Source organism: Bartonella sp. AC62GZZY (genome assembly GCF_042196525.1).
Classification (GTDB): Bacteria; Pseudomonadota; Alphaproteobacteria; order Rhizobiales; family Rhizobiaceae; genus Bartonella.
The window spans coordinates 1-21558 of sequence record NZ_JBHIQN010000005.1; the positions used below are offsets into that span (position 1 = coordinate 1).

Here is a 21558-nt window from a genome sequence, read left to right on the forward strand (position 1 = left end):
TTAAAACTCTTTGAAAAAAAATGAATTGGTACAAAACCTAGTGGCAAAATATACAAAACCCGCTGGCAAGCTACAATGGTAGCGGAGGAGGGATTTGAACCCCCGACACAAGGATTATGATTCCTCTGCTCTAACCTACTGAGCTACTCCGCCAAAACAGATATATTACTGTAAACTATTTCATCTTTTGCGGATATAAGGGGTAGAATAGTAAGATGTCAAGCATCGTTTTGAAGCTTTTTTCTTGTTATTTTATTTTATCCTCGATATGTAAGTGTAGTTTTATATGATAAAGTAAGGTAAGGCGTAAAAATGGTGCCACGTGTAGCGGTTTTAGGATGCGGTCATTGGGGTGGAAATCATATAAAGACACTTCACTCTCTTGGGGCTTTAGCAGCAGTTTCTGATATTGATAGTGATCGTGCTGCCAGTTTTGCAACACTGTATGGTGTGGAGATTATTAAACCAGATGATCTTTTTGCTCATAGAGATATTGATGCACTGGTGTTGGCGCTGCCTCCACAATTTCACACGCAAAATGTGCTGCGTGCTGTTAAAAATGGTAAAGATGTTTTGGTGGAAAAACCAATAGCCTTGAATGTTTCTGATGCTAAACGCCAAGTTCAGGAGGCTGAGGCCTATGAGCGAGTTTTTATGGTGGGCCATATTTTGCGTTTTCATCCAGCTTTTGAAAAAATGTGTGAATTGGTGAAAAACGGAGATGTGGGAGATGTGCGATATATTTATTCTCATAGATTAGGCTTTGGAAAATTTCACACACACAGTGATGCTTTATGGGATCTTGCCCCTCATGATCTCTCAATGATTTTGGCGTTGACAGGATGTGAGCCTTCCGAAATTCGTGGTGAGGGCGCTGCTGTCGTTGATCAGATTTCTGATTTTTCTCATATTCATATGACTTTTCCAAATGGTGTGCGTAGTCATCTTTTTACTTCACGCTTGAGTTCTTATCGTGAGAGGCGTTTAATTGTTGTTGGAACAAAGGCTATACTCGTTTTTGATGATATGGAACCGTGGAGTCGTAAATTGGCAATGCACCATTTTGCCGTTTGGAAAGAAAATCAAGAGTGGGCTTTTAGCATGGATGAGCTGAATTACATTGATGTTTGTGAAGATTTGCCGCTTACTTGCGAATTACGGCATTTCCTTCATTGTATTGAAACGCGTCAATCGCCTCGTACAAATGGTGATGATGCTATTGCGGTTTTACGGATTTTAACAGCTGCTGATATCAATTATGATAGATAAAAGAGATAGGTAGCGCTTTTGCATTCTTGTGATGATCAATGGAGTTAATATGCAATTCATCGACCTTGGGGCGCAGCGTGCGCGTATTGAAGATAAAATTAATTCTGCAATTGCGCATGTAGTCGCTAGTGGTAAGTATATTTTGGGGCCAAAAGTAACAGAATTTGAAGAGAAATTGGCAGAATATCTTGGCGTTAAACATGTGATTGCATGTGCTAATGGAACAGATGCTTTGAAGATGCCTCTTATGGCTAAAAATATTGGTCCAGGGGATGCTGTTTTTTGTCCTAGTTTTACGTTTTCTGCAACGGCTGAAGTGGTTGCTTTGGTGGGGGCTAAACCTGTTTTTGTTGATGTTTTACCTGATACATTCAATATTGATGTTGAAAAACTTTCTCATGCAATTGAAATGGTAAAAAAAGAAGGACGTCTAAAGCCAAAAGCTCTTATTGCTGTTGATTTGTTTGGGCTGCCTGCTGACTATGTGCAAATTGCTCAAGTAGCAGCAAAGGAAAATCTTTTTGTGATTGAAGATGCTGCACAATCTATGGGCGGAAGAAGCGGTAATACTATGTGTGGTGCTTTTGGTGATGTAGCGGCCACAAGTTTTTATCCTGCAAAACCATTAGGATGTTATGGTGATGGAGGTGCTATGATGACCAATGATGATCATTTGGCAGAACTTTTACGTTCTATTTTGTTTCATGGTAAAGGTGAAACGCAATATGATAATGTCCGTATTGGTATGAATTCGCGCTTAGATAGTATTCAAGCTGCAATTTTATTAGAAAAGTTTGTTATCTTTGAAGATGAAATGCAAAAGCGTGTAGAAATTGCTCAACGTTATTCCGATGGCTTAAGAGATATTGTTACAGTTCCAGAAATAGGAGAAAATATTCGTTCTGCTTATGCACAATATACGATTAAGGTAAAAGAACGTGATAAACTAAAAGATTTTTTACAAAAAAATTATATTCCTACAATGGTTTATTATAAAACTCCTTTACATAAACAGCCTGCTTATAAACATTTTCCTTATGTCACAGATTCTCTTTCTGTTTCAGATTCTTTAGGAGATTGTGTTTTAAGTTTACCCATGCATCCTTATTTAACGCAGAATGATCAGGATATGATTATTCAGAAAATAAAAGACTTTTATTACTCTTGAGAGAGTTCTTTTATCTTTAAAAATATGTAAAAGCTTTATGAATGGATCCATTTTAGAAAATATTTTTATTAGAGTGTGTGGCAAATGTTTTTAAGTATAATTGTCTGGACTCATGAAATGTTGTCTTTTAGGGCGGTGATATGATCAGCAAGGAGAACCAGCGAGACAAGAAGATGTTTTTTTTACAAAACGGCGTGGATTTAAGAAAATTTGTTCTTTCGTTTAGTGAGAAAGCCACGTTTAATAAAAAATATTTCGGTTATGAGAGCTCTTTGTTGATTTCACTCTTCATTTAAGGTGTTTTTAAAGACAACTTATTTAAGGGGGACTTGGGAGAGAAGCTTTATTTTTTGGCGAATACGTGATGCTAGGTCATTTTTGCTTTTGGATTTTTGAATCAATGTGTTGATGGGTGATGTATTCCCCTCTTGTAGTGCTATGTGAGCTGCCAATGTTGCTGCAAGTTCTTTTGTTTCTTCTCGGAGTTCTTCTAGCAGTTGCTGGTTAGCGGTCGTGTCCAGCTCATGAGTTTGGATTTTTTGTAAGCGTTGCTGATAGTGTGCGACTTTTTCACGCATCATTTGTCTTTCCTTTGGAAGTGTGTAGTGTGGCGATATTTTGTTTGATTGCTATCGCTTCTTTGGTGAGAGTATCTTTTGTGGGGAGGCATAGCCGATAAAATTGTTCTGTTACTTGGCTCAGTTGTATTTTTTGTTGGACATATTTTTTTTGCAAAAATTCGTACTTTTTTTGGTTGTTTGCTAATTCTACAGCATGTTGTGCACGAAGAAAATCGTGATTTGCTTCTATTTCCGCGAGTGATAATGGCATTTTCGCACAAACATCTTTATACGCAAAATGAACGGCTTTACGCCAAATAAAAGGAGATAAAAGCACCAGTAACCAGGAAGTAAAAGCAACTCCAAGTATAAAAAAAAGAAATGATTGAATAAGCATAATACCCCTTTTCAAATAAGAAACCGTTTAAAACGGATTCCATGTCGGTTTAGGTGTTAATTTTAAATATCCTATATTGATACCAAGGCGAGCGCCGACTCCTGTACGTATTGGGATTAACAAGGTATTATGGTATTTGAGGACATGAAAACCAACACCTGCAATTAAATAGGCCGAACCTGAAATACCTCCATAGCGTCTCCATAAATTATTTATGCCATTAAGATTGTAAACTAAGATCATTAAACGGGAGCCTTGTCCGCCAAAATCCCATCCTACTGAGGGACCTTGCCAAAAAACTTTATGTTGACCATAGCTTTTGGTAAAAACCATTCCTTCGCCATAGGTTAATCCAGCAAAAAAGGCACCAGAAGCTTCTTCTCCTAAAATATAGGCATTGGGATAACCGTATTTTGAAAAAATATTTTGAATTGCAACAGCCAGACCACTGGCTGTTTTTCCAAAAAAGATATGACCAGAATCAATAATTTCTTGGAGTGAATAATGAGGTTCGTTTTGCTCTATTGGTTTTAGTCGAGCTTGTGTAGTGTTTATGGTGATGAATAAAAGGAAGATTAAAGATATAATATTTTTGTACCAGTATTTGAGCAGAGAGAGAGCCATAGAGTTTTCTCCTTTTATTAGTGATAAACAAAAAGATAATATTAGAATTTTCATTCTATTCAAATAAAAAATAAGATATAAGGTTATTTAAATTCTTGAATTTATTTCTAAATTTTTTAGCATGATTGTTAATGTTTCCTATTATGCATCAGATGTTAAGAGTTTTTCTTTAAAATAAAGTTTGTTTTTTTGAATCTAGGAGTTTTCAATCATTATGACGTTAGATATTTTTTTGAAGCCTATGGATCTTGCTGCTTTGCTTTGTAGTCGTATTTGCCATGATTTGATTTCACCTGTGGGGGCTATTCAAAATGCAATGGAGCTTTATGATGAAGGAGGAGCTGAAGAAGATGCTTTACAATTGGTGCGTTTATCCGTTGCGAGTGCTGCTGCACGTCTACAATTTGCGCGATTAGCTTTTGGTTTTGCTGGTGCAAGTGGAGGACAAATAGATACACGGGCTGCAGAGCAGGTTGCTCAGCAATATATGAAAGAAGAAAAAGCAACTTTAAAATGGCAAGCTTCTTCTTTATTGTTAGCAAAAGATGAAGTTAAACTTTTGCTTAATTTATTATTGATTGCAAACGCAACAGTTTCTCGTGGTGGTGAAATTGTTGTTATGATTTTGCAAGAAGAAAATAAACGTTCTTTTCGATTTGAGATTTTCGGTAGAACTCTCCGTATACCCCCTCACTTTCTTGCGTTATATCATGGAGAAGTTCAAGAAGAGCTTGTTGATGCACATGTCATCCAATTTTATTACACAATGTTGCTTGCTCAGATGACAGAGATGAAAATAAATATTGATGAAAGTGATGGTTGTATTGTTTTAGAAAGTGTAAAAAAGCTTTGAATAAGAGAGAAGCGCTTAAGCTGTGTTGGGAAAAGTGGCTTCGATTGAACTTATGAGTGATAAGGTTATATGTGTAAATTGGGTGTGGTTACTTCTTAAGCTTTAAGCGCTTTCTATATGAGATTTTTTGTGTGCGAGTCTCTACTTTTAAAAGAGAAAAGATCTCGGAAAAAATCTCGGCCCGCTACACTCCGAGATTTTACAATGTGCATGTTCACTGCTTAAGCGGTTTTTCGTACGTTCTCTTCAACTGGATCACGTAATACATAACCACGTCCCCAAACTGTATCAATGTAATTTACACTGGAAGAGACTGCTTCCAATTTTTTCCGCAATTTACAGATAAAAACATCGATAATCTTTAGTTCTGGTTCATCCATTCCACCATAGAGATGATTGAGAAACATTTCCTTGGTAAGGGTGGTACCTTTGCGTAAAGAGAGAAGCTCTAACATTTGGTATTCTTTACCGGTTAAATGAACAGGGCGCCCTGCAACTTCGACAGTTTTTGTGTCAAGGTTAACGGTGAGATCTCCGGTAACAATAACCGATTGTGCATGCCCTTTTGAACGACGAACAACTGCATGGATACGTGCAATGAGCTCATCCTTATGAAAAGGCTTCGTCATATAGTCGTCTGCTCCAAAGCCAAAACCACGAACCTTGTCTTCAATGGCATTCATACCAGAAAGGATTAGAACAGGAGTTTTTATTTTTGCCAACCTTAGAGTCCGCAAGACATCATACCCTGACATGTCAGGCAAATTCAGATCAAGCAAAATGATATCATAATCATAGAGTTTTCCCAAATCGATACCTTCTTCACCCAGATCAGTGATATAAACATTAAAGTTAGCCGACTTTAACATCAACTCAATGCTTTGAGTAATTGCTCTATCATCTTCAATTAATAATACGCGCATTTTAGATCCCTCACTTTGCTCCTTCACGAATCATAAGGAGCATTTCTATTTTATATCAGTTAGCAAAACCACTGTTATAAAAACAATTCATTAAATCAAACACTTATAACAAAGCGTTTATGAACATTTCAGTAGTACGCGTAACAATCACTACTAAATTCCCCACTATCCATGATAGTGGTTAACAAAATATTTTTATTTTTGAAAGAGGCTACAAAATTATTTTAGAAAAATCCTATATTTTTTAACATAATAAAAAAGGAGGACTTTTTTATAAACTTTAACTTAAAAAAAAATTGTAAAAGAGCTTTATAAATTACTTTTTTACAATTTCAGTGTTTATTTACTGAGCTTTAAACCTCTTCAGTTTATAATGGGGGAAAAGTTAAAGAAATAGTTATTACTCTTTAAAGCAGATTGTATTTTCAGATGCTTTAATGAAAGGCAGAAATTATTATAATTTCAAGTTAATAGACTGTTTTTGTCGGATAGATATATAACTAAAAGATATTTATTGGGTGTAAATGCGAGTTTTGAGTTGGCGCAATCAAGGAGTAGTGAGTATGAAGCCACGAGAAAATATGGTGCGATTGAGGATGTTTCAAGTGCGTGGAAAGCGCCGTGAAATTGCACAGCTTGAGATGATGATCGCAGAATTTGAACGAATGGTGTTAGAGTTGGAAGCACAGATTACTCATGAAGAACGTAAATCTGGAAACAATGATGTTCACCATTTTGCTTATTCTGCTTTTGCGCGTGCAGCGCGGCAAAGACGTGATAATCTGATCAATTCAATTCGTGATTTAGAACTTCAAAAAACAAATGCTGAAATTGCTCTCCATGAAGCTAATACAGAGCTGCAACGTGCACAGCTTTTGGAAGCACGAGAAAAGAAGATTGCTGCGGATGATAAGGATATTTTGATTCAATCTAATTCAATGGTTGGCTAATTTAATGGCTGGATGATAAAAGCAATTATTGAAAAATCCATTCTTTCAGGTTTATCTTTTGGATATAGTATAAAACAGCCAAACTTTTATCAAGTTTAGCTGTTTTATGGATTGCTTTATGTTATTAATCAATGGCAACTTAATGCCTGTAGTGTTGAATCTTGGTCGTTCGTAATCCCGCTAAACCGTGTTCATCGATTAAACTTTGCCATGAAAGAAATTCTTCTACAGTCAAAGTATAACGGTGGCACGCTTCGTCAAGACTTAATAATCCACCTCTGACAGCCGCAACAACTTCAGCTTTGCGACGAATCACCCAGCGCCGTGTTGTTTGCGGCGGTAGGTCGGCAATTGTAAGCGGACTTCCATCTGGCCCAATAACATATTTCATTTGTGTTTTTATCAAGTTGCTCATTCGTATCCTCTACCTTTAGTCAAGGACTTGATTCGTTTATAGAGCATGAAATTTAAAAAAGAGCTAAAAGCGCTGAAAGAAAAAATTAATAAAGTGATTGGGTATGTAAAAAGAAGCTCAAGTTGAAGTGTTAGAAGAGATTCTTGCAATATTTTACTGGATTTTTCAAAAGAGAAAAAAGGTTTTCTAAAAGGATTTCTCCTAAACAATTACCATTATGCCTTATTTCCATCATTCTTTTTTTGTTTGCAGCAGCTTTTTAGAATGTGATGCTATGGTTGTGGAAAGGATAAAAAAACAATATAAAGAGCAATTAATAGTATAAAAGTGGCAAAGAACGCGCATCAGAATATTAATAATAGATGGGTATCCATTAAAGAGAGCATTAAATAGAGAATGAATACATGTTTTTAAACAGCCTTGATTTACCAGGACAACCTGAGGATTCTCGCATTGTTGTTGCAATGTCGGGGGGGGTTGATTCATCGGTTGTTGCAGGTCTTTTGAAAAAGGAAGGGTATAATGTTATTGGCATTACGTTGCAGCTTTATGATCATGGGGAAGCAACGCATCGGGTGGGGGCGTGTTGTGCAGGACAAGATATTGAAGATGCTCGCCGCGTCGCAGAAACACTAGGAATACCGCATTATGTTCTTGATTATGAAAAGCGCTTTCGCGAAGCTGTTATTGATCCTTTTGCAGAAAGTTATGCTCATGGAGAGACCCCAGTACCATGTATTGCATGTAATCAAACGGTTAAGTTTGCTGATTTATTAGCAACGGCACGCGAATTGGGGGCAGATGCTTTGGCTACGGGACATTATATTCGTTCGCGTTCCCACGGAGCGCATCGAGCACTCTTTCGTCCTCTCGATAATGATCGTGATCAGAGTTATTTTCTCTTTGCAACGACACAAGAACAGATTGATTATTTGCGTTTTCCACTTGGTGACCTTCCAAAAGCCCGCGTTCGTGAAATGGCAGCAGAAATGGGCTTTGTGGTTGCCAATAAGCATGATAGTCAGGATATTTGTTTTGTTCCACAAGGAAAATATTCAGATGTTATCGCAAAACTGCGTCCAGAAGCAGCTAATCCTGGCGTTATTGTCCATATTGATGGAAAGATTTTAGGTAAACATTCGGGAATTGTTAATTATACTGTTGGTCAACGTCGTGGTATTGGGGTGTCAACGGGTGAAGCGCTGTATGTGATTTATCTCGATGTGGAAAATGCACGTGTTATTGTTGGACCGCGTGAAATGTTAGAAACGCATAAGCTTTTTTTACGTGATGTGAATTGGCTTGGTGATGAACCGTTAGATAATTTCCCTTCTCAAGGTATTGAGGTGGCTGTAAAGGTGCGTTCAACGCGTCCTCCTCACCTTGCGCGCTTACATTATAAAGAAGGTATTTTTTCCGTTGATTTATTGGAATGTGAAAATGGTGTGGCACCAGGGCAAGCTTGCGTTCTTTATGATGGAAATGGTCATGAGGCGCGTATTCTTGGGGGAGGATTTGTAACACATTCAGAACGTGCGGCCGATACTGAAATGATGTTGAAGCGCGTTTTATGCAATCTTGAAACAAAAGATTCTGTTTCCTCAGAACTAAAAACAACAGCTTTATAAAGCATAGTGAATTGATTTATAATGATATTTTTTAATCTTAAACTTGAATGAGAGACTTCCGGAAAATTTTCTCATTGAAAGTTTATTTTATGATTGAATCCATCAAAATTATATCTTCTGCATTTCATAAGCGGGGTTAGGGTGTGGAAAATGATTATAAAGAAAATGTGAAAATGTTTTTTATCAATGTTTTCAAAGGCTAGGGAACGGTAATATTATTGGAGACTGGTAGATAACACACAACATTGGATATGTTCTATAACTTGAAGTGTTATCATCTTTAGGGGTCAAAGTTAGTAAAATGGGCAAGTGCAATACCTGAGGCTGTGGCAACATTAAGGCTGTCAAAACCGTCAGTCATGGGAATACGTAAGGTGTTTGATTGTTGTAGTATATGGGGTGGTAAGCCATCGCCTTCTGTTCCAAAAATAAGTGCTATTCTTTTGGTTTTGTTGGCTTGTTTGAGAGTGTGTGAGGCAGAAGGGGAGAGTGCATAAAGATGAAAGTTTTCATCGTTTAGAGCAGCTATAATGTCATCTATATCAGCGTTTTGCGTATAGGGTACTTTTAAAGCAGCGCCGGCAGAAACTCTTATTGATTTGCGATAAAGTGGATCGCATGAGGTTTTGTCGACAATAATGCCATTACTGGCAAAGGCTGCTGCATTACGAAAAATTGATCCCATATTATCGTGATTCGAGATACCACATAAAACAAGAATCAAAGCTTTTTCTGGAAGATATTGTAAAAAACTTTGTAAGGATGGCAGTATTTTGCGTTTACCAATACCCAGAACACCACGATGAACATGGAAGCCGGTGATATTATCCATAACTTTTTGTGGAACGCAATAAATGGGACATAGGGGCTGTGTTTTTTCTAAAAGCGGTAGAAGTCCAGAGAGACGGTTTGCTACGATGAGCAGTGAGATGGCAGAAAACTCTTTTGAGTGTAGTAATGCGGACAATGTTACTTTGCCTTCAGCAATAAATTGATGTTGCCGTCCAACAAGATCTTTTTCACGGATATTATGATAGGCTTTTAGGCGTGGATCATCTGTTTCATTGATTGTTATGATATTCAAATGCATGGCGAGATTTTTAGTGCTTTTTTCTTATGATTTCCAGATGTTTGAATTTGTTTTATTTTAAAAAAAAGAGATAAAAAAATATTTTTAAAACTTATGGTAGAATTTGTATTGACAATATACAACCATAGGTATACAGTAAAAGTACTGATACGGAATCATATATTTTTCTTGTATCGGGTGCAGTGTCTTGGGTCCCCGCTATTTCCCAAGTTCTGTATGCCCTTAATTTCTAAGGGAAAAGAATCTGGGTCCCCAATGCCCAGATTCTTTTTTTTTGAGGGTAATCATTGTTCTTCTTTTTATATCTAAATTTTTTAGTAAATCATATTTTAAAATCCAGTTGACCTGTAAGGTTACCGTAGAGTGCTAAGATATTTTTTCTAAGGTGCAAAGATGGCTTATAATGCACATCATAAGACTAAAAAAATGCATGATTATGATAGATTTGAGCAAAAACAAGTTTTTCGTTTATGAGAAGTGAGATGGCTTTAAGTTATTCAGAAAACGATTAATAATGAAGGTTATGTGTTTGATTGCTCTTGGGAAAGCTCTTCTTTCTATTATTTTCTCTCTTCTTTATTTATTGGTGCTGTTCGTGTAACTGAGCAGTTTTTACGATAATAATGGTGAGCTGAAGCGTTTATTGTATGATGAAGCTTCTGTAATATTGAGGAAAGATCGTCGTTATGCCAAAAGTATAATGATATGGTTGAAAATATTAATTCCCTATTTCGTGAAGAAAAGGATGAGGTTCATGGATGTAAAAATCAATATACAAAGCTTAACTTTATACTCTATTTTTATTGCGTGTATTGTTTTTGCTTTGAAATATTGGGCATATCACATCACAGGTTCGGTTGCACTTTATTCTGATGCATTGGAATCAATCGTTAATATCCTTGCGTCATTGGCAGCATGGTGGGCTGTTAAAGTGAGTATGAAGCCAGCAGATCATGATCATCCCTTTGGGCATCATAAAGCGGAATATTTTTCCGCAATTCTTGAAGGGGTACTCATTATTATTGCGGCAATTGTTATTTTAAGAGAAGCATGGATAGCTCTTTCGACCGTTAAATTGTTGCAGAAACCTGGAATATGGCTTGCTATTCATCTTATTGCAACTGTCATAAACTGTATGTGGGGAATGGTTCTTATTGGGCAGGGAAAACTCCATCGCTCACCGGCTCTTAAAGCTGATGGAGTACATTTTATAACAGATGTTTTTACGTCGCTTGCAATTTTAATTGGTTTGATTGCCGGTTTTGTCGGAGGATGGGGAGCTTTAGATCCAATTTTAGCGATAATCGTTGCCGTTAATATTCTCTTACAGGGCTGGAAGGTGATTAGAAATGCTGTTCAGGGATTAATGGATGTTGGTGTTGAATTGAATGAAAGCATGCGGATTCGGGAGCTGATTTCTGCAAATGCATCGGGTGCGCTTGAGGTCCATGATTTGCGGACACGTGTTGCTGGGAGGGTTACTTTTATAGAGTTTCATTTGGTTGTGCCTGCTGTAATGCAGGTAGGAGAAGCACATAAAATTTGTGATAAAATCGAAGCTGTTCTTCAAAAAGAATTTGATAATGTACGTATTTCTATTCATGTCGAGCCTGAAGATGAGGCAAAATTGCCTCCCGGTACAACGGTAATCCCTTTTATATAAAAAGATTTTTCAAATTGTCTGTTATGTTAGACTGTTTTTTTATGATGGGGTGATTCATATCTCTCGAAAATACAATGATGCTCTTTCGTTGATTTAATTTTTGCATTAATCAAGTATACAAGGTTAAACAGAGTATTTAAGGCAAGATTTATTCTATGTCGTTAAAACACTGCCATTTAAGGTGTGGTGAGATAAGGCATATAAAGTTTGATCTATTAAGTGTTTCTAGAGTATGGAGTAAATATTCAAAATAGGATTTGCCGGTGTATTCTTTTGTAAGTGAATCTCATGAAATGGTTAGCAGCTTAAATTTACTTAAGAAAACGGATTGTTTACAGACTGTCAGGAGTAGATGTTTCGTTGCTTAGGGAGAAGAGGAGTGAAGCCTTCGTAATAAGTTTAATGAGATTTAATTGTAAATTTTATATAAAAGTTATGAATAGAATTTTAAAGTTTGTGATCATAGATTAATCATCATTATTGTTGCTAATAAATGTGTTGTTTTATCGATACAATGTGTTCTGTTTTGAGTGTTCTTTATTACATGAAGGATAGGGACACATTAAAGAATGAAAAAACAAAAAATAATGCTCATATCTCTACTCTTTAAAGGATATTATTGTCGTTGCTGTAGAAAATCGCAAAGCTGGACTAAAGAATGATGCTAAAGATAGAGACTGGTTTTTAATTGATACTTTCATATTTTTATTTCAATCTGGCATCAAAATTTTACAAGGACTCGTACAGTACTGGTGCATTTTGATCATAAATATGCTGCTATATCAGGGCTATTTTAATTTATAGACAACAACAAAAAGAAAAGACTTTATAAGGAAAACAATGCTATAAAGTCAAAAATTTATACGCAATAAATTAGAGAGGTAGATCGAATTTTTATAAAATACTTTATAGACAATAACCAAACATATCTGGCTTTACTTTTACTTATATTTACAAACATTCGTTTGTGTATTTTTCGTTATATTTGTAAAGATCAGATTAGCTGTAATCTATAGATAACTTTTGGTTGAGAATATGAAAAGAAAGCGTGATACTATAGTAGAGTTTTTTCTGTCTTTATCTTTCAATAAGTAAAAGTGATTACAAATTCGTAATTTCTCCAAAAATGATTTTGTCATACCTATAAACAAAGTTAGATCAAAACGACTTTTTTCTCTTAAAACTGTAAACAAATATATTGTATCCGGATAGCTTGAACGAAGTTAGATGTTTGCCGGAATAACGACAGTATATATTTTAAGAATAGAGAAGATATTCCATATCGCTATGATGTTATTCAAGGGCTCTTAAAACGACGATTCCTGGTGTTTTTGCAACATAATCCATAAAAGGGGTATCGACGACTTTTTCATTTTCTTTGTGTGAAGGAGCATGTCGTAACATTGGCCCTTTATCTGTCATGATAAAGAAACTTACATGTGTTACATCCAATCCAGCAAGTTTTGCATAAATGCCAATGAAATCCCCTGATTTTAAACGGCTTATAACCTCTTCATTAATAAAGTTACTTGGAATATACGTTATTGTGCGTTTCACAACTGGAAGTCCAGGAAGATAGCGTCTATCATCAGCTTTTTTATTGAGATATTTTTCTACGCTGACTGCATGAGGACTTATTTCAGCGGTAATATCAGTGGCGAGTTTATATTCTCTATAAGCCCAGTCTGTAAAAAAATGTTTTCGGTTTAAAAAGTGAACATTACCCTTAATGTAACGCGTTTTTATGATGTTATTTATGAATTCTTTTGGGGTTGTTGATTTGCGCAATGCTTCAATATAATCCATACAAATGAAGTTATCTAAGCTTCTAAAATCAATAATCAGTTTTTCTGGTGTATTTTCTGAGCCATGTAACATATGGGCTTTGTAAGGTGTTCCTAAAAAAGCTTCAGAAAGAAAGTCAATCATGGCTCCTTTTTCGTGATCATTTATTTCTGAACGTTTTTTGAGAAGAGCATTTAATTTATTTAAAGTATAGGGATCTAGCTCTACGCTGGTTGTTTGTTGTGTTTCTATTTTATTTTCTATCCCCCCCTCTTGTGAATAAGAATTTTCGACATCACGTCCTATCACTAACATTAAAGTGATAATTAATAGGGATATTTTTCGCATTTTATACACCTTTTTGAATTTAACAGTTTATGGACAATACGTACTAAAAGAACTGTTTTCTTATGCTTATTAGCATTTAAATGTAATAATAACATATAATCTTGATTTATTCAATAAATATAAACAATTTTTACAGTATTAATATATTTTTACTATGATTATTAAAGTTTTAAATTATTATATGGTATTGATGTATCTAATAGAGTTTATGTTTTAAAAATTAGCAGTATGAGAAGTGATAATAATGTATTATAAAATTAATCATAATATCTCCAAAGTTATTTTAATACTCTGTGTTTTACTATTAATTATTCATTATTTATTCTCATAAATATTTTTTCATTTAATATAAAAGATATTTTTATATTTTGATAATGATATATCAAGTAAAAAATAATTTTATATTTTTATCTTGACTCTTTTTGTAATTTTTACTTTGTTATTATATTATATGTGAAAAATATACGGTATAGAATACTTTTAAAAGGAAAAGGGAGTTAAAATAGAGCGGGGGAGTCATTGTATGCGTAAAATAGTGTGTATGTTATGCAAGACCAAATGCTCAATCCGAAATTTGTTCAGCGTGGGCTCATTTTAGTGTTCATCACTTTATTGTTAGATATTCTTTGTATTGCGATCATTTGTCCTGTTTTGCCTGAATATTTTTCTCAGTTAACTGGAAAAGATGTCAGTGCATCTTTTGTAGAAAGAGGAAAATTACTTGCTGCTTACTCAGTGATGCAGTTTTTGTTTGCTCCTGTTATTGGTAATCTCTCTGATCGTTATGGTCGTCGTCCTATTTTGCTTGTCTCTATTATCTGCTTTGCTCTTGATAATCTCATATGTGCTATAGCATGGAGCTATTCTATGTTATTTATCGGGCGTCTTTTATCGGGGATAAGTGGCGCTAGTTTTGCAACTTGTACAGCTTATCTTGCCGATATATCCGATGATAAAACCCGTACGCGCAATTTTGGTCTGTTAGGCGTTGCATCCGCATTGGGGTTTATTTTAGGATCGTTTATTGGTGGTTTTTTAGGTCAGTTTGGTCCGCGTATTCCGTTTTATTTTGCTGCTGGTTTTTCACTCATTAATTTTATTTTTTCTTGGGCTATGATTCCAGAAACTCTTTCTTTATGGAATAGGCGCTTTTTTGATATTAAGCGGGCAAATCCCTTAGGTGCTTTTTGGCACCTGAAACAATATCCGATGGTTCTTTGGGTATTATTGGTCTTTTTTCTTTATTGGTTTGCGGAATCTGTATGGTTAAGCATTTGGGCGTTCATTGCAAAAGAACGCTATGATTGGAGTTCTTTTTCTATTGGGATCTCCTATAGTGTTTTTGGAATAGGCCAATTTATTGTAGTCGCTCTCATTTTGCCTTATTTTTCTAAACGATGGAGTGATTGGCATATTGTTATAGTGGGGCTTTTGTTTGCCTCCGTTGCTATGCTGGGCTATACATTTGCGACGCAGGGGTGGATGGTTTATATGGTTTGTGCGTGCACAATGCTTGAATATCTTGTTCAGGCACCTATACGTGCTATTGCTTCAGCGCAGGTACCAACAAATGTACAAGGAGAACTGCAAGGAGCAATGACATCTGTTATTTCGTTAAGTTTAATATTTGGTTCTGTTTTTTATGTGTTTCTCTTTGAATGTTTTACAGATAAAAATGCACTGTTTTATTTTTCTGGTGCTCCTTTTATAGGAGGTTTTTTGCTTCTTGTCATTGCAACGGTCATTTTTGCCTTGCGGGTACGTTAATGTGTTGAGAGGGGCTGGTATGTACTATTTTGCTAGAGAATGCACAAGATAAACAAAATGTATCATTTTATAGGCAGAAAGTTTTTTGTGTTATTTGTTTTGCAAAGTGTTGTATAAAATATCGATATATCCTTTTCATTTAGTGAAAATAGTTTTTTTTATTTTGTCATATTGTTTGTATAGGGGAGCCCGTATTTTTTCTATTGCTTGCAAATTAATATTCAGTGCTAATGCAGCAGCATATTGAAAACAAAGATTAAAATGTATCTGAGTTAGATGTATCAGTATTGTATGAACAATTCCAAATTTTATAGGGCAAATTGGAAGTAAAATATTGCTTATATTTGTTGGCATTACTTCTAAAATCAAAAGAAAACCTCATTTTGGAAGAATATAAAGTTGTAAAATTGAAAAGATTTTTTCTGTTTTGCTATTACTTTTTTATTCGGCTTTACAGTTTTCAAAACCATCTACGGCAATATCTTTTAAAAAGTAGAGATTTGTTGCATTGCCTCACAATTTAATTTTTTTATTCTTTAGTAGGAATTATACTTCTCATGCACAATATAATTCTTAAAATTGTATTGTGAATCCAATATTTATTTGAAGGTTAGACACTTTACTCTTTTTAAAAATAGTTTTTATCGACACACTTATCTTGCTTGGGGGGGGAAAAGCCAATGATTTTGATGGATACGACCTTAAGAGAAGAGGAATGAGAAAAATTTAAGCTATTCAGTGCGCTCTTTTTAGTTTCAGAATGATAAATAAGAATATTTATTCAATAAGTTGTAGGTATAAAAATAATATAATTGTGCGTAGGAAGATAATATAATTTAAAGGAGAGAAGCTAAAAGGTGAGGCTTTTTATTTTAAGATATTTTTTTATAATTCATAATGAGATCACTAAAATGCTGAAAGAGGTAGTGGCTATCTTGTGGTCCCGGAGAAGCTTCGGGGTGGTATTGAACAGAAAAAACAGGTTTTCCAATGATTCGAATACCACAGTTTGAACCATCAAAGAGAGAAATATGTGTTTCTTGAACATGTTGTGGTAAAGAGGTAGAATCTACGGTAAAGCCGTGATTCATCGATACAATCTCAACTTTTCCAGTGTTAAGGTCTTTAACTGGGTGGTTGGCACCATGATGTCCTTGGTGCATTTTCACGGTCTTTGCACCAACCGTAAGAGCGAGAAGTTGATGACCAAGACATATTCCAAAAACTGGTAAATTATGATCAATTAATGTTTTGATTGTTGGAACGGCATATTGAGCCGTAGCTGCGGGGTCTCCTGGTCCATTAGAAAGAAAAACGCCATCAGGATTCATTGCCAGAATTTCTTTTGCAGTTGTGTGGGCAGGTACAACAGTAATGCGGGCTTTTTGTGTTGCCATAAGGCGAAGAATATTGCGTTTAATACCATAGTCAATGGCAATGATATGAAGATTGTGCACATTGTTTGTACCGTATCCTTTATTCCAACTCCATGTTTTTTCATCCCATTGCATTGATGATTGAGATGTCACATCTTTCGTAAGGTCAAGATTGACGAGACCGTGCCATTTTTGCGTACGCCTCTTTAAAGAAGGAATATCAAAATTTCCATTAGCATCATGTGCAATGACAGCATTTTGCGCACCTTTTTCACGAATAAGAATTGTGAGCGCACGTGTGTCAATACCACAAAGTGCAATAATTTTACGCGTTTTAAGCCATTGATTAAGATTTTCATTGGCACGGTAATTTGAGGGATTTGTAATGTCTGCCTTGAAAATAGCGCCAACAGCACCATGACAATTGAGAGGAGAGAGATCTTCAATATCTTCGCTATTTGCCCCTACATTTCCTATATGAGGAAAAGTAAAATTAACGATTTGTTGTGTGTATGACGGGTCGGTGAGGATTTCTTCATAGCCTGTGATGGCGGTGTTAAAACACACTTCAGCTTCAGCGATACCTGTAGCACCTGCTCCTTTACCTTCAATAATGGTTCCATCTGCTAAGACTAAGAGGGCTGTAGGTTTTTTGATACTCCAAGGGTGGCTGGGTGAAGTTGTTTGTATCATAGTATGTATCCACAATTTATTCCCTGAAAGGTATAATGATCAACTTTACACAAAAATCATACCTTTAACAGATGCTGTGTATATTATTCTGGTAACGTTTCGCTTGAAGTAGGCAGTATAAGTACATTCAATGAAGAGGTAAAGTCTTGTTTTAGCTTTTCGAAGATCGAGTCCTTAATTATTTTTTTATCCTCCATTGCAAGATGGATAAAGATTGGTTAAAAGGCATCTTCTTCTTGAACAAAATTGGATAAACTTATGTTGCGTAACCAGATTGATGGGGCTCTTAGGGCTGCTTTGAAAGCGCAAGATAGTGCGCGTCTTGCTACACTTCGTTTAATGAATGCTGCAGTTAGGGATCGTGATATCCTTTATTATGATGAAGGGAAGCTAGAAGTGGATGATCAGCAGATACAGTCTGTTTTCACTAAAATGCTTCAACAGCGTGAAGAATTGATGCGAGCCTATAAAGAGTCTGGTTGCTTGGAATTGGCAGAGAGAGGACAAGCAGAAATAGAAGTTATTCGTGAATTTCTTCCCTATCAACTTAAGGAGATGGAAGTAGAACAAGTTCTTTGTGAAGCTTTGGCACAAACAAAGGCTGAAAAATTACGCGATATCGGTAAGGTGATGGCATGGCTTAAGGAACGGTATGCGGGGCAAATGAATTTTTCTAAAGTGTGCAATAGTCTTCGCAAGAAATTGCAATAGATCTTGTTAATTCAAGGGGATTGGAAAATATTTTTTATTGTGCGTCGCCTTTGTAAGTTAGTAGGATGTTAATAAATTTCATTTATTTTGTACACACATACTCTTATCAAAAAAATAACTTTTTGATATCAACTAAACTTTTTAGGCTCTCATAGAGCAATGAAACGTCTTTTATGTATTATATTTTCTGTTTTTCAAAGCTGTTAGACCATTAAAAAACAAAAATATTATAGAGTTTTTACTTTTTTAAAAAGATCTATTGTCAGCACTGTTAAAAATTTCAAAATAGGATGATTAAGCTAATTGATACAGATTTCCAATTTTGGAGAGTGTATTATTGTCTTTTTTGCTGTTTCAAAGCATTTTTTTGATAAAGAGTTTCCGTATTTTAGAGTGGTGATTATTCAGCAAGAAATTTAAATATAGATGGTTTTATCAATATGGTGTGTATCTTTTTAATTCAAGTACTGGTTTTAATGGTAAGAAAATCAAAACTTTAAAACGTTTTTTCTAGGGAAGAGATTTTTAAGTTGAGTTTATGAAATAAAAAGATCTTTTGAAAAGAAGCCTTTGTTTGTAATGTGTTCTTGAGATAATTTTGAAATTCTTTTCTCTGATTAAATCCCTTATAAGCTATATAAAATCTATAAATTATGCAGAATAAAATGAGTAACCTCTATTTGTGGGGATACAGTGGTGAATCTGTTAAAAATAGTTCAGTTAGCAACAATGGCTTATCCGTTAACCGCAAGCGGGAACGACGTGCCCATAGCGCACCTTGTTGACCAATATGAATGTAATCGCGGGTTAATTTGTCATTGTTAAATAAATAATGTCCTAGAGGTACAGTTCCCAAATGCATTAAGGCTTGATTGTGTAGGAGGGTTTCTTGTGGAATTACAGTGCGTCCAAGGAGCCAAGGCTTATTATCTCCCATTAATATGACTTCACGTAGCCAATAACGCGCACTTTCGGGGATATGCTCTGCTTCTTCTGTTAATTTATCTCGCGTAATAAAACATTCGCGTTGTGGTTGAACTTGGAGGCAGGTACAATATTTCTTTAATCGAAGCGTCATTGAGCCCGATTCCATGAGCCAATTGCGAACGTTTTCTGGTATTGGAGGACTTTGATCAGAAAACCACTTTAGAGGTGGTAAGATGGAATCTTCAAGATAAGACATCGTTTTACTCCACAGCTAAAGTCTTATTCCATATGTTATGTTGGGTTAAATAGATAGCTCTATTGTAATACAAGGAGTATAAAAGCAGCAAGATTTTAACAGGAAGATATCAAAGGGAAAATCGAAAGCAAAGGTCTTTAAAAGAAGATATGCAGGAAGTATATATTATAGGATTATTTTCATTTAAAAAAGTAAAATAAAGTATTATGTTTTGTTCAAGGCGCTTTCACAATGTGTTACGGAAATTTCTTTATCGCATGAGAGCAATGGGAAAAATGTTTCGTGCTTTAAAATTCGTTTGTAACACATATAAAGAAGAGCTAAAAATTCATCTATGCAAGATGATATAAAGAGGAAGTTTTAAGAGGAACAAAACTTTATTTTATACTTTAGAAAGTGAAGAGATATTCAAATCTTTTGAATTGAGATGTAAAGAAGATCGTATTCTTTATAATAAAGAAGTTTATATTAATGCATATATTTTGATAAACTTTAAAATATATTATATTGTTAAAATTTTGAAATATTACATCACATAATGTGTAGTAATTCTATAATAAAGTTATATTAATATTATTTCATAGATTAGAAAAAATTATTTATCATTTTGTTCTTGCCATCTCTCTTTATTTCTTAAGATGCAAAAAAGCTCTTCGAGTTTTTCGGTAAAAAGGGTATTGTTGATAAAGTGTATAGGTATTAAGCATTATACGGTAGAATCTTTAATCATCGTTAGTGATTTTTGTAACCTTATGAATTGTTATTACAGTGAGATAAGCTGGATTTGCGCACGTGGTACAAAAATAAGTTCGTATTTCGTTAAAGTAACGCAACATATCTCTCCTGATATGCGTAAGTTTATATAGGTATGAAATGGTGCGTTATAAAGTTCTTTACTGCATTTGGTTTTATAATACGGTGATGGTGTATGCCTAAAATCGCAGCTTAAGCATCTCACCATCATATCAAAATTGGTAACAACAAGTTACAAGGGAATATTTCAAACTCTGCTAGTTGTTTCCTAGTTTTGTATTGAATCCCCAAAAGTGTAAAAATAGATACTCTATGATCGAATTTTTTCTCCTATCCATATAAGAATACAGGCTCCTATAAAACCTGAAATAAGATAGCCAAGCCAACCAGCAAAACTTACACCTAAAAGACTAAAAAGAAAGCTCGCTAGCGCAGCGCCAATAATCCCTAAGATAATATTTAATAATATTCCTGTTTGGCTTTTCATAATATACTGTGCAGCCCAACCTGCAATCCCGCCGATAATAATAGCTGCAATCCAACCGATGTTTGCATTTTCCATGATACCCTCCTTTGCCTGAATTTAAATTGTAACTAGAGTAAACTTTGTAAAAATCAAGGTTTATTCTTTTTTTACCCAGTGGAAAGGATATTTCTGTTAGAGATTTTACTTATTAATTTCCTTTATATTAAAATAATACTCACATTTATATTATATATAATACTTAATAAGTATAAATTATATAATACATTTTAATTTATAAACAAATTAATTAATTGAGAAGTATGAATAAAAGAAGAAAATATTAGTGAAAATGTTTTAAGAATTCATAAAGTGTATTTATAAGCTTTTTAAGCTCTCTCTTACATTTAAAAGACAATTGTGATTAAAGTAATAAGTAAAATGGATATTTAAAAGTTTGGAGCTTGCCAATTAATATCAATGATGTTTAAAATGAAAACTGTTTCGTTGACAGGTTATAGCGTGGCTGTATAGGTTGAACCTCTACCAATCTTGATATAAACGTTGCATTTTTGTGGGGTTTTGTATTCCTTATAGAGTATTTCTGTTTCGTTGCTACTGTGAAGCGGTTCCCTTTTTACAAGGCGGGTTTAGATTGCAACTGTCATGCTCTTGACCATCTCTTTATGTTTTGAACAGTCTTGGCTTTGAGATGGTTAGGTATTTTGACGTCTTTCTTCAAGAGTTCTATTCTATATGCTACTTTGTTTGTAATGTGCAAGCAAATGACTTTGAGGAATTCATCATGAGTAGATTTTAAATGGAAGAAATTTACGATGAAGAAAATTCATTTAAAATGTCAAATAGATAAAATATTTTTACTAAATTGATATTTTGATCAAGGTATTTGAATGTTCAAAATTTAATGATAGATGAGAT

Annotated in this window: 18 protein-coding genes and 1 tRNA gene; 8 read left to right on the forward strand and 11 right to left on the reverse strand. The window is 34.8% G+C overall.

Features of this window, described 5'->3' with window-relative positions:
* Window positions 1-76 precede the first annotated feature (76 nt).
* Window positions 77-153 (reverse strand) — tRNA-Met (locus tag ACFIML_RS04730).
* Window positions 154-312: 159 nt separating this feature from the next.
* Here ACFIML_RS04730 and ACFIML_RS04735 point away from each other — a divergent pair.
* Window positions 313-1269 (forward strand): Gfo/Idh/MocA family protein, encoded by a 957-nt coding sequence (locus tag ACFIML_RS04735; protein ID WP_375606925.1) that lies wholly within the window; start codon window positions 313-315, stop codon window positions 1267-1269.
* A 49-nt stretch (window positions 1270-1318) separates the two neighbouring features.
* Window positions 1319-2437, forward strand: a complete 1119-nt coding sequence (locus ACFIML_RS04740) for a DegT/DnrJ/EryC1/StrS family aminotransferase (protein ID WP_375687510.1) — start codon at window positions 1319-1321, stop codon at window positions 2435-2437.
* Between the two features lie 314 nt (window positions 2438-2751).
* On the opposite strand, the gene ACFIML_RS04745 is transcribed toward ACFIML_RS04740, so the two are convergent.
* The 3 genes from ACFIML_RS04745 to ACFIML_RS04755 are packed head-to-tail and all read right to left on the reverse strand — an operon-like array spanning window position 2752 to window position 4018.
* Window positions 2752-3018: a hypothetical protein gene (locus ACFIML_RS04745; protein WP_375608211.1), complete on the reverse strand. Its 267-nt coding sequence runs from the start codon at window positions 3016-3018 to the stop codon at window positions 2752-2754.
* The gene (locus ACFIML_RS04750) at window positions 3008-3394 is read right to left on the reverse strand and encodes a hypothetical protein (RefSeq protein ID WP_375606928.1); all 387 of its coding nucleotides are present in this window, start codon (window positions 3392-3394) and stop codon (window positions 3008-3010) included. Before ACFIML_RS04750 ends, ACFIML_RS04745 begins: the two co-directional genes overlap by 11 nt.
* A 27-nt stretch (window positions 3395-3421) precedes the next feature.
* Window positions 3422-4018, reverse strand: a complete 597-nt coding sequence (locus ACFIML_RS04755) for a DUF1134 domain-containing protein (protein ID WP_375606929.1) — start codon at window positions 4016-4018, stop codon at window positions 3422-3424.
* Between the two features lie 214 nt (window positions 4019-4232).
* On the opposite strand from ACFIML_RS04755, the gene chpT reads away from it, so the two are divergent.
* Complete coding sequence (chpT, locus tag ACFIML_RS04760; RefSeq protein WP_375687512.1) at window positions 4233-4871, forward strand: histidine phosphotransferase ChpT; 639 nt, start codon at window positions 4233-4235, stop codon at window positions 4869-4871.
* Window positions 4872-5092: 221 nt separating this feature from the next.
* On the opposite strand, the gene ctrA is transcribed toward chpT, so the two are convergent.
* The gene (gene ctrA, locus ACFIML_RS04765; RefSeq protein WP_375606931.1) at window positions 5093-5794 is read right to left on the reverse strand and encodes a response regulator transcription factor CtrA; all 702 of its coding nucleotides are present in this window, start codon (window positions 5792-5794) and stop codon (window positions 5093-5095) included.
* A 563-nt stretch (window positions 5795-6357) separates the two neighbouring features.
* On the opposite strand from ctrA, the gene ACFIML_RS04770 reads away from it, so the two are divergent.
* Window positions 6358-6744 (forward strand): flagellar export protein FliJ, encoded by a 387-nt coding sequence (locus ACFIML_RS04770; RefSeq protein WP_375606932.1) that lies wholly within the window; start codon window positions 6358-6360, stop codon window positions 6742-6744.
* Window positions 6745-6883: 139 nt separating this feature from the next.
* Here ACFIML_RS04770 and ACFIML_RS04775 read toward each other — a convergent pair whose 3' ends face one another.
* A complete protein-coding gene (locus tag ACFIML_RS04775) occupies window positions 6884-7159 on the reverse strand; it encodes a DUF1153 domain-containing protein (RefSeq protein ID WP_273790817.1) in 276 nt (91 codons plus the stop codon).
* Window positions 7160-7563: 404 nt separating this feature from the next.
* Between ACFIML_RS04775 and mnmA the strand changes: the two genes are divergently transcribed.
* Window positions 7564-8787 (forward strand): tRNA 2-thiouridine(34) synthase MnmA, encoded by a 1224-nt coding sequence (mnmA, locus tag ACFIML_RS04780; RefSeq protein WP_375606934.1) that lies wholly within the window; start codon window positions 7564-7566, stop codon window positions 8785-8787.
* A 280-nt stretch (window positions 8788-9067) separates the two neighbouring features.
* Here the strand turns inward: mnmA and ACFIML_RS04785 are convergent, their stop codons facing one another.
* A complete protein-coding gene (locus ACFIML_RS04785; RefSeq protein WP_375606935.1) occupies window positions 9068-9877 on the reverse strand; it encodes a TrmH family RNA methyltransferase in 810 nt (269 codons plus the stop codon).
* Between the two features lie 754 nt (window positions 9878-10631).
* Between ACFIML_RS04785 and ACFIML_RS04790 the strand changes: the two genes are divergently transcribed.
* Window positions 10632-11540 carry a cation diffusion facilitator family transporter gene (locus ACFIML_RS04790; protein WP_375606936.1) on the forward strand — a complete coding sequence of 303 codons (909 nt, stop codon included), beginning with the start codon at window positions 10632-10634 and terminating at the stop codon, window positions 11538-11540.
* Between the two features lie 1293 nt (window positions 11541-12833).
* Here ACFIML_RS04790 and ACFIML_RS04795 read toward each other — a convergent pair.
* Window positions 12834-13673 (reverse strand): N-acetylmuramoyl-L-alanine amidase-like domain-containing protein, encoded by an 840-nt coding sequence (locus tag ACFIML_RS04795; RefSeq protein ID WP_375606937.1) that lies wholly within the window; start codon window positions 13671-13673, stop codon window positions 12834-12836.
* A 546-nt stretch (window positions 13674-14219) separates the two neighbouring features.
* Here ACFIML_RS04795 and ACFIML_RS04800 point away from each other — a divergent pair.
* Window positions 14220-15440, forward strand: coding sequence for an MFS transporter (locus ACFIML_RS04800; RefSeq protein ID WP_375606938.1), 1221 nt, complete (start codon window positions 14220-14222; stop codon window positions 15438-15440).
* A gap of 872 nt (window positions 15441-16312) precedes the next feature.
* Here the strand turns inward: ACFIML_RS04800 and carA are convergent.
* Window positions 16313-17509: a glutamine-hydrolyzing carbamoyl-phosphate synthase small subunit gene (gene carA / locus ACFIML_RS04805; protein ID WP_375687514.1), complete on the reverse strand. Its 1197-nt coding sequence runs from the start codon at window positions 17507-17509 to the stop codon at window positions 16313-16315.
* Between the two features lie 258 nt (window positions 17510-17767).
* Here carA and ACFIML_RS04810 point away from each other — a divergent pair, with 258 nt between their 5' ends.
* Window positions 17768-18220, forward strand: a complete 453-nt coding sequence (locus ACFIML_RS04810; RefSeq protein WP_375609255.1) for a GatB/YqeY domain-containing protein — start codon at window positions 17768-17770, stop codon at window positions 18218-18220.
* Window positions 18221-18896: 676 nt separating this feature from the next.
* Here ACFIML_RS04810 and ubiC read toward each other — a convergent pair.
* Together ubiC and ACFIML_RS04820 are read right to left on the reverse strand one after the other, a co-directional pair.
* Window positions 18897-19403, reverse strand: a complete 507-nt coding sequence (ubiC, locus tag ACFIML_RS04815; RefSeq protein ID WP_375606941.1) for a chorismate lyase — start codon at window positions 19401-19403, stop codon at window positions 18897-18899.
* A 1063-nt stretch (window positions 19404-20466) separates the two neighbouring features.
* Window positions 20467-20718 (reverse strand): GlsB/YeaQ/YmgE family stress response membrane protein, encoded by a 252-nt coding sequence (locus tag ACFIML_RS04820; RefSeq protein WP_375606942.1) that lies wholly within the window; start codon window positions 20716-20718, stop codon window positions 20467-20469.
* Window positions 20719-21558: the final 840 nt, after the last annotated feature.

What these genes read in the sequence shown, in the direction of transcription:
- ACFIML_RS04735 (WP_375606925.1), top strand. Translation starts at nt 313, where the DNA reads ATGGTGCCACGTGTAGCGGTTTTAGGATGCGGTCATTGGGGTGGAAAT.
- ACFIML_RS04740 (WP_375687510.1), top strand. Translation starts at nt 1,319, where the DNA reads ATGCAATTCATCGACCTTGGGGCGCAGCGTGCGCGTATTGAAGATAAA.
- ACFIML_RS04745 (WP_375608211.1), bottom strand. Translation starts at nt 3,018, where the DNA reads ATGATGCGTGAAAAAGTCGCACACTATCAGCAACGCTTACAAAAAATC.
- ACFIML_RS04750 (WP_375606928.1), bottom strand. Translation starts at nt 3,394, where the DNA reads ATGCTTATTCAATCATTTCTTTTTTTTATACTTGGAGTTGCTTTTACT.
- ACFIML_RS04755 (WP_375606929.1), bottom strand. Translation starts at nt 4,018, where the DNA reads ATGGCTCTCTCTCTGCTCAAATACTGGTACAAAAATATTATATCTTTA.
- chpT (WP_375687512.1), top strand. Translation starts at nt 4,233, where the DNA reads ATGACGTTAGATATTTTTTTGAAGCCTATGGATCTTGCTGCTTTGCTT.
- ctrA (WP_375606931.1), bottom strand. Translation starts at nt 5,794, where the DNA reads ATGCGCGTATTATTAATTGAAGATGATAGAGCAATTACTCAAAGCATT.
- ACFIML_RS04770 (WP_375606932.1), top strand. Translation starts at nt 6,358, where the DNA reads ATGAAGCCACGAGAAAATATGGTGCGATTGAGGATGTTTCAAGTGCGT.
- ACFIML_RS04775 (WP_273790817.1), bottom strand. Translation starts at nt 7,159, where the DNA reads ATGAGCAACTTGATAAAAACACAAATGAAATATGTTATTGGGCCAGAT.
- mnmA (WP_375606934.1), top strand. Translation starts at nt 7,564, where the DNA reads ATGTTTTTAAACAGCCTTGATTTACCAGGACAACCTGAGGATTCTCGC.
- ACFIML_RS04785 (WP_375606935.1), bottom strand. Translation starts at nt 9,877, where the DNA reads ATGCATTTGAATATCATAACAATCAATGAAACAGATGATCCACGCCTA.
- ACFIML_RS04790 (WP_375606936.1), top strand. Translation starts at nt 10,632, where the DNA reads ATGGATGTAAAAATCAATATACAAAGCTTAACTTTATACTCTATTTTT.
- ACFIML_RS04795 (WP_375606937.1), bottom strand. Translation starts at nt 13,673, where the DNA reads ATGCGAAAAATATCCCTATTAATTATCACTTTAATGTTAGTGATAGGA.
- ACFIML_RS04800 (WP_375606938.1), top strand. Translation starts at nt 14,220, where the DNA reads ATGCAAGACCAAATGCTCAATCCGAAATTTGTTCAGCGTGGGCTCATT.
- carA (WP_375687514.1), bottom strand. Translation starts at nt 17,509, where the DNA reads ATGATACAAACAACTTCACCCAGCCACCCTTGGAGTATCAAAAAACCT.
- ACFIML_RS04810 (WP_375609255.1), top strand. Translation starts at nt 17,768, where the DNA reads ATGTTGCGTAACCAGATTGATGGGGCTCTTAGGGCTGCTTTGAAAGCG.
- ubiC (WP_375606941.1), bottom strand. Translation starts at nt 19,403, where the DNA reads ATGTCTTATCTTGAAGATTCCATCTTACCACCTCTAAAGTGGTTTTCT.
- ACFIML_RS04820 (WP_375606942.1), bottom strand. Translation starts at nt 20,718, where the DNA reads ATGGAAAATGCAAACATCGGTTGGATTGCAGCTATTATTATCGGCGGG.